This is a genomic window from Acinetobacter brisouii (assembly GCF_008993995.1).
Lineage (GTDB): Bacteria > Pseudomonadota > Gammaproteobacteria > Pseudomonadales > Moraxellaceae > Acinetobacter > Acinetobacter brisouii_A.
On record NZ_BKNN01000082.1, the window covers coordinates 1 to 6880 of the forward strand.

At 40.5% G+C, this 6880-nt stretch carries 6 protein-coding genes; 5 read left to right on the forward strand and 1 reads right to left on the reverse strand.

All coding sequences use genetic code 11. The annotated features are described in order from the left end of the window. Nucleotides 1-139: 139 nt before the first annotated feature. Both rarD and GBN19_RS13645 read left to right on the forward strand, forming a co-directional pair. Nucleotides 140-1087 carry an EamA family transporter RarD gene (gene rarD, locus GBN19_RS13640; protein WP_151778514.1) on the forward strand — a complete coding sequence of 316 codons (948 nt, stop codon included), beginning with the start codon at nt 140-142 and terminating at the stop codon, nt 1085-1087. A gap of 180 nt (nt 1088-1267) precedes the next feature. Beyond that, nucleotides 1268-2722: a glyceraldehyde-3-phosphate dehydrogenase gene (locus tag GBN19_RS13645; protein ID WP_151709942.1), complete on the forward strand. Its 1455-nt coding sequence runs from the start codon at nt 1268-1270 to the stop codon at nt 2720-2722. A 54-nt stretch (nt 2723-2776) separates the two neighbouring features. Here GBN19_RS13645 and GBN19_RS13650 read toward each other — a convergent pair whose 3' ends face one another. Continuing rightward, nucleotides 2777-3637 (reverse strand): SDR family oxidoreductase, encoded by an 861-nt coding sequence (locus GBN19_RS13650; RefSeq protein WP_151778515.1) that lies wholly within the window; start codon nt 3635-3637, stop codon nt 2777-2779. 121 nt (nt 3638-3758) lie between these two features. On the opposite strand from GBN19_RS13650, the gene GBN19_RS13655 reads away from it, so the two are divergent. The 3 genes from GBN19_RS13655 to proB all read left to right on the forward strand — a co-directional run bounded on the left by GBN19_RS13655 (nt 3759) and on the right by proB (nt 6578). Beyond that, complete coding sequence (locus GBN19_RS13655; RefSeq protein WP_151778516.1) at nt 3759-4121, forward strand: winged helix-turn-helix transcriptional regulator; 363 nt, start codon at nt 3759-3761, stop codon at nt 4119-4121. Between the two features lie 100 nt (nt 4122-4221). Further along, nucleotides 4222-5427, forward strand: coding sequence for an Obg family GTPase CgtA (cgtA, locus tag GBN19_RS13660; protein ID WP_111892236.1), 1206 nt, complete (start codon nt 4222-4224; stop codon nt 5425-5427). A gap of 17 nt (nt 5428-5444) precedes the next feature. Further along, nucleotides 5445-6578 (forward strand): glutamate 5-kinase, encoded by a 1134-nt coding sequence (proB, locus tag GBN19_RS13665; RefSeq protein WP_151778517.1) that lies wholly within the window; start codon nt 5445-5447, stop codon nt 6576-6578. The last annotated feature ends 302 nt before the right edge of the window (nt 6579-6880 follow it).

The window sequence follows — 6880 nt, forward strand, 5'->3', positions numbered from 1 at the left end:
CGCTATAATCGAGCGCTGAATTTTTGAGTATTTGGTATAAATTTTTTGTGAAATCTAACCGATACTCTCTCCCAGATTTTTGATTGAAAAGTATTTGGTTATTTTATGTTTTTTTGTAGTGTGTTGGGTGGGGATGTAGATGGTTAAAGGTATCTTTCTTTCCGTTTTAGCCTCTACAGTATTTGGTATTTTGTATTTTTACAGTCAGTTTTTGAAAATCTTTGATGGTTCACAGACTTTTGGCTGGAGAATGATTTCTCTCTTACCGTTTTTAACCCTGTTTATGTGGTTTAGTGGTGATTTAAAACTAATTCGTCAAATCTATGATCGAGTAAAGCAAAAACCTTCATTTTTCTTATTGCTGATCTTAACCTCGGTACTGGCAGCAGTTCAATTATGGTTGTTTTTATGGGCACCAATGCATGGTCGTGGCATGCAGGTTTCTTTAGGCTACTTCCTGTTGCCATTGGTTTTGGTTTTGGTTGGGAGCGTGTTTTATAAAGAAAAACTCTCTTGGTTTCAAAAAATTGCCGTACTGTGTGCAGTACTTGGCGTTGTGCATGAAATTTGGCGGATGGGCACGATTGCATGGGAAACGCTACTGGTTGCTCTAGGGTATTCTGCTTATTTCTTTCTGCGTAAGATGATCAAGACAGATCATTTAGGCGGGTTTTGGTGGGACAATGTCTTGATGCTGCCTGTGGCAATTTACTTTATTCAGACTTGGACACTACCTTGGAGCACTTTTCTTGAACAGCCGCATCTGATTGCTGCGGTCACTGGGCTTGGGGTGCTAAGTGCCATTGGTTTGGGGAGTTATATTCTGGCGAGTCGTTATTTACCGATGGTGTTATTTGGTTTGCTGAGTTATCTTGAACCTGTATTGCTTGCAATCTCAGCAGTGATTTTAGGAGAAAAAATTCACTCAGAAGAATGGTTTACCTATATTCCAATTTGGTGTGCTGTGGGTATTTTAGTTTTAGAGGGAATGTGGCATATTTATCTTCAACAACGCAAACGTCAGGCTTTGATTACCAATATTGAAAAATTCTCTGAACGTACTGCTTCTCATCGTAAAGATGAATAAAAATAAACTAATTAGATGAGTTTTATATTCATTTTTTCTATGAATGTATTATATTTTTTTATAAATATGACGATGGTATAATCCTTTTATGATAATACTATCGTTATTTTAATTTCAAACTTCGCTATTTTCCTTTAAAATTGCTCGCGATAAACACTTCTATAAATTGAGGACGTACTTGTGAGCAAAGAAACGATTATCGCTCTACATGCAGAACATCAGGGTCGTTGGAAAAACCGCGAAGAAATCGCAGAAAAAATGATCGTTTTGATCGGTAAATTATACCGTGAAAAAAATATTGTAACTTCTGTTTATGGTCGCGCACTTGTTAACCGTTCAGTAATTCAAATTTTAAAAGCTCACCGTCGTACTCGTATTGTAGATGTTGAGTTGTCAGTTGTTCATACTTTCCCAATTTTAGAAGCGTTGGCAAAAATCGAGAATATCGGTTCTGCAGAAGTAGATCTTGGCAAACTTGCTGTTGAATACAAAGAAAAAGGCGGCGATATTGACGCTTTTGTTGCAAATGCTGTACAAGCCATCAATGGTCGTGCTGCTGAAGTAGAACCGAAAGATGTTGTGCTTTACGGTTTTGGTCGTATTGGTCGTATTTTGGCACGTTTAATCATCGAGCAAACAGGTATTGGTCGTGGTTTAAACATTAAAGCGATTGTTGTTCGTAAAACTTCAGACGGTGACTTGGCTAAGCGTGCTTCTTTGTTACGCCGTGACTCAATTCATGGTTCTTTTGCAGGTACAATTTCTGTAGACGAAGAAAATGAAGCAATTATTGCCAATGGTAACTTCATCAAAGTGATTTACGCTTCAAACCCATCAGAAGTGGATTACACTCAGTATGGTATTGAAAATGCACTGTTAATTGACAATACAGGTAAATGGCGTGATGCTGATGGTCTTGCTCAACACTTGAAATGCCCTGGCGTTGCACGTGTTGTATTGACTGCTCCAGCAAAAGGCGAAATGAAAAATGTCGTATTTGGTGTGAACCACGCAGACATTTTAGATGAAGATAAACTGATCTCTGCTGCAAGCTGTACGACTAACGCAATTACTCCATTGTTAAAAGTGTTGGACGACAAATACAAAGTATTGAATGGTCATGTTGAAACTGTTCACTCATTTACCAATGATCAAAACTTGATTGATAACTATCACAAGGCAGATCGTCGTGGTCGTGCTGCAACTTTGAACATGGTGATTACCGAAACTGGCGCGGCGAAAGCTGTGGCGAAAGCATTGCCAGCATTGAAAGGTAAATTGACAGGTAACTCAGTACGTGTTCCTACACCAAACGTATCTTTGGCGATTTTGAACTTAACTCTAGATCAAGAAATTGATCGTGATGAAGTGAACGAATATGTTCGCCAAATTTCAATTGGTTCAGCATTGCAAGGTCAAATTGGCTATACCAACTCAACTGAAGTAGTTTCAAGCGACTTTATTGGTTCACGTAGTGCAGGTATCTTCGATGCGCAAGCAACCATCGTATCTGGCAACCGTTTAACTGCTTACGTTTGGTATGACAACGAAGTAGGTTATAGCTGCCAAGTATTGCGTATCGCTGAGCAAATGAGCGGCGTGAGCTATCCAAAAGTACCAAGCACAAAAGCATAAGTTTGTTGCTCGGTCAATAAGAAAAACCCAGTCACCTGACTGGGTTTTTTATTGCTATGCTTTATCAAGTTGTTGCTGAATCAATGTCTGAATAGATGTTGTGGTGTGACCAATCAAATTTTCTAGATCTTTTGACTCGCTATACATGGCACCTTGAGCAGCTTGTAGATCAGCATCGACAATCACATGAACTAATCCTTCGGGTAATCCTGCTGCAAGTAAAGCATCTGTATATTCTTGGGCAGTCAAGTTTTGATAATGAATTGTTTTTCCTGATATTTGGCTAATGCTCTCTGCGAGTTCAGTAAGGGTATAACTCTCTGATCCAGCCAATTCATAAAGTTTTTGTTGATGACCTGAACTGGTCAGTACTTTAGCTGCTGCTTCTGCATAATCTTGGCGTGAAGCTGAGCTGATTTTCCCTTCACCTGCTGCACCATATAAGACACCTTGTTCGATGACTTGAGCTAAGGTTCCTAAGTAATTTTCACTGTACCAGTTGTTGCGTAAGAAAGTGTAATTGAGACCACTGTGTTGGATTAAGGCTTCAGTTTCTTGGTGTTCTTTGGCTAAAGACAAGGGCGAATGTGTTGCATTTAATAAACTGGTATAAACAAGATGTTTCACTTGCGCTTGTTTGGCAGCTTCGATCACAGCTTGATGCTGTGGTGTGCGGCGACCGACTTCATTGGCTGAAATGAGCAGTAATTTATCTACGCCTTGAAGTGCAGGTGCTAAAGATTCAGGTTCATCATAATTAAAATAACGAACATCAATACCTTGTTGTTTTAAAGACTGTGCTTTATCAAGATCACGGACTAACGCTACAATATTTTGAGCGTTCTCTGTCTTTAATAAAAATTCAATAACATATTGTCCAAGCTGACCTGTTGCACCTGTAATTGCGATTTTCATTTTAATCTCCTCAGAATGAAGTGCTGCAATTGATTGTATGCTATGATCATAAATTCAAAACTTACTAAAAGTAAGTACATACCTAAAAGTAAGTTAATGAGCTAAAGGTGAGAATTTCGCTATGACACAGTCTAAACAAAATTTAATTGGTTATGTTTTATCCAGTCAATGTCCATCACGCGAAATTTTGGAACATCTCACCAGTAAATGGGCAGTTCTGGTATTGCGCTGTCTGAGCGAAGGTGTGCAGCGTTTTAGTCAATTGAGAAAACGAATTGATGGTGTCAGTGAGAAAATGTTGACACAAACCTTAAAAACTTTGGAAAAAGATGGTTTTGTCACTCGAACGGTCTATCCAGAAGTGCCGCCACGTGTTGAATATCAGCTCACGGAACTCGGAGAAAGTGCAGCACAGCAGATCACGCAATTGGTTGTGTGGATTGAACAAAATCTTGAATTGATTCTTCAACATAAGAAAAATTGAGCTGTATAAACGATAAAAATCAATTGTGTCATTTTTCTATTCGAGAAATTTATTAAAATATGGCAGAATAGGCGGTTTTAGAGTTTTAGAGGATTGGCAGATGCGCTTTGTTGATGAAGCAGTCATTACCGTAGAGGCTGGCGACGGTGGCAATGGCGTAGCCAGTTTTCGCCGTGAAAAATTTGTCCCATTTGGTGGTCCAGATGGTGGTGATGGTGGTCGTGGCGGCAGCGTATATATTCAGGCTGACAACGATACCAGTACCTTGGTCGATTATCGTTATACCCGTAAATTCCGCGCTGAACGTGGAAAAAATGGTGCAGGCGCAAACTGTGCTGGTCGTGGCGCACCCGACGTCATTTTAAAAGTTCCTGTAGGAACAACAATTGTAGATACTGAATCAGGCGACATTATTGGTGACTTGGTTGAAAATGGTCAACGCGTTCTTGTCGCACAAGGCGGTGATGGTGGTTTGGGCAATACCCACTTCAAATCATCAACCAACCGTGCTCCACGTAAGTTCACTACAGGCATTAAAGGCGAATTCCGTGAAGTTCGTCTAGAGTTGAAAGTCCTTGCAGATGTTGGCTTACTCGGTATGCCTAATGCAGGTAAATCAACCTTTATTCGTGCCGTATCTGCGGCAAAACCAAAAGTGGCAGATTATCCATTTACCACTATGGTGCCTAACCTTGGCGTTGTGGATGCTGACCGTCATCGTTCGTTTGTTATGGCGGACATTCCAGGTTTGATCGAAGGGGCGGCAGAAGGTGCAGGTCTAGGGATTCGCTTCCTGAAACATTTGGCGCGTACACGTATCTTGTTGCATATTGTTGACGTACAACCGATTGATGGTTCTGACCCTGCACATAATGCCAAAGCGATTTTGGGCGAATTGAAAAAATTCTCTCCAACTTTGTCTAAATTGCCTGTGGTTTTGGTATTGAACAAACTTGATCAGATTGATGAAGAAAACCGTGAAGAATGGTGTCAGCACATTTTGACAGAGTTAGAGTGGACAGGCCCAGTATTCAGAACATCTGGATTGCTTGAAGAAGGCACAAAAGATGTTGTGTATTATTTGATGGATCAGATCGAAGAACAGCGTGAACGTGAAGTTGAAGATCCTGAATATGCAGCAGAAATGAAAGCCTTCCGTGATCAGCTTGAAGCTGAAACACGTGAGCAGACATTGGCTGCCAAAGAAGCTTATCGTGCAATGCGTAGAGCACAGCGTCTAGGTGGTGACGATGATGACTTCGATGATGATGAAGACGACGAAGTAGAAGTAATATACGTACGATAAGTACGACTGAGGACATAATGATTGAAGTGGTGAATGGGCAACGTCAGCTAACTGGCTGTAAACGTATCGTTGTGAAAATCGGCTCTTCTTTACTCACAGCAAATGGTCAGGGCTTAGACCTCGATGCAATTTCTCATTGGGCAAGTCAAATTGCCGATTTGCATCGTTCTGGGCATGAAATCATTTTGGTTTCATCTGGCGCTGTGGCAGAGGGCATGGTACGTATGAAACTTGCCGCACGACCCACCGATTTGCCGAGTCTACAAGCCTGTGCTGCCATTGGGCAGATGGGCTTGATTCAGACTTGGTCAAGTGTTCTCGAAAAACATCACATTCAGACGGCACAGGTGTTATTGACTCACGATGATTTGGCAGATCGCCGTCGCTATTTAAACTCATGTGATGCACTGCAACACTTGATCGAATGGCGCGTGATTCCAGTCATCAATGAAAATGACACGGTATCGACAGACGAAATTCGTTTTGGTGATAATGATACTTTGGCGGCAATGGTTGCGGGTCAAGTACATGCTGATTTGTTGATTATTTTGACTGATCAGCAGGGCATGTTCGATGCAGATCCACGCTCAAATCCAGATGCAAAACTTTTATCGAGTGTGCGCGCACTTGATGAAAGCTTGTTTGAAATGGCTGGTGGCGGTGGTTTGCTTGGACGTGGTGGCATGGTCACCAAAGTTCGTGCGGCACGTTTAGCAGCGAAATCAGGCTGCCCAACCTTGATTGCAAGTGGTGATAGTGATCTGGTGCTTTCACGGCTGATGTCTGGTGAAATGCTTGGCACGTTATTTGTGACCGATAATGACCGTATGACAGCACATCAGCAATGGCTTGCTGCACATTTACAAACAGCAGGTCGTTTGGTGATTGATGATGGCGCGGTAGAAGCGATTAAGAAAAAACATCGTAGCTTGTTGCCTGTCGGTGTAAAAGCTGTCGAAGGGCATTTTGATCGTGGTGATGTGGTTGAATGTGTGGACACCGATGGCCGTCGTATTGCTGTCGGGCGTGTCAATTTTAGCTCACGTTCTGCTGAGATTGTGAAAGGTTTAGCATCTGATAAGGTGTTTCAGGTGTTAGGTGAAGCGCGTTCTTTGGAAATGATTCACCGCAATCATATGGCGATTTATTAATATTCTTTTACACAGATAAAGCCGAGCAACTCATTGACTCGGCTTTATTGTAATTGGCTTATGAGTAAGCAACAGTTGAAAAATCTATGTGCAGAGTATTGTATTAATATAATGATTTCTTAGATTTTTTTAAAATATAATTTGAATGTTTATATTTATGTTTTTGTTAAAAAAATATAGTTTTATATAAATATAAGATAAATGATTCTCTCTTTTAGTTATTAAATTTCTTAGATAAAACAAAAAAATAAATTTATCTTTAGATAAATTTATCAATAAAAAGCACTTTAAAATGATAGGTT

Coding starts and splice junctions, on each gene's coding strand:
- rarD (WP_151778514.1), top strand. CDS start 140: ATGGTTAAAGGTATCTTTCTTTCCGTTTTAGCCTCTACAGTATTTGGT.
- GBN19_RS13650 (WP_151778515.1), bottom strand. CDS start 3,637: ATGAAAATCGCAATTACAGGTGCAACAGGTCAGCTTGGACAATATGTT.
- GBN19_RS13655 (WP_151778516.1), top strand. CDS start 3,759: ATGACACAGTCTAAACAAAATTTAATTGGTTATGTTTTATCCAGTCAA.
- cgtA (WP_111892236.1), top strand. CDS start 4,222: ATGCGCTTTGTTGATGAAGCAGTCATTACCGTAGAGGCTGGCGACGGT.
- proB (WP_151778517.1), top strand. CDS start 5,445: ATGATTGAAGTGGTGAATGGGCAACGTCAGCTAACTGGCTGTAAACGT.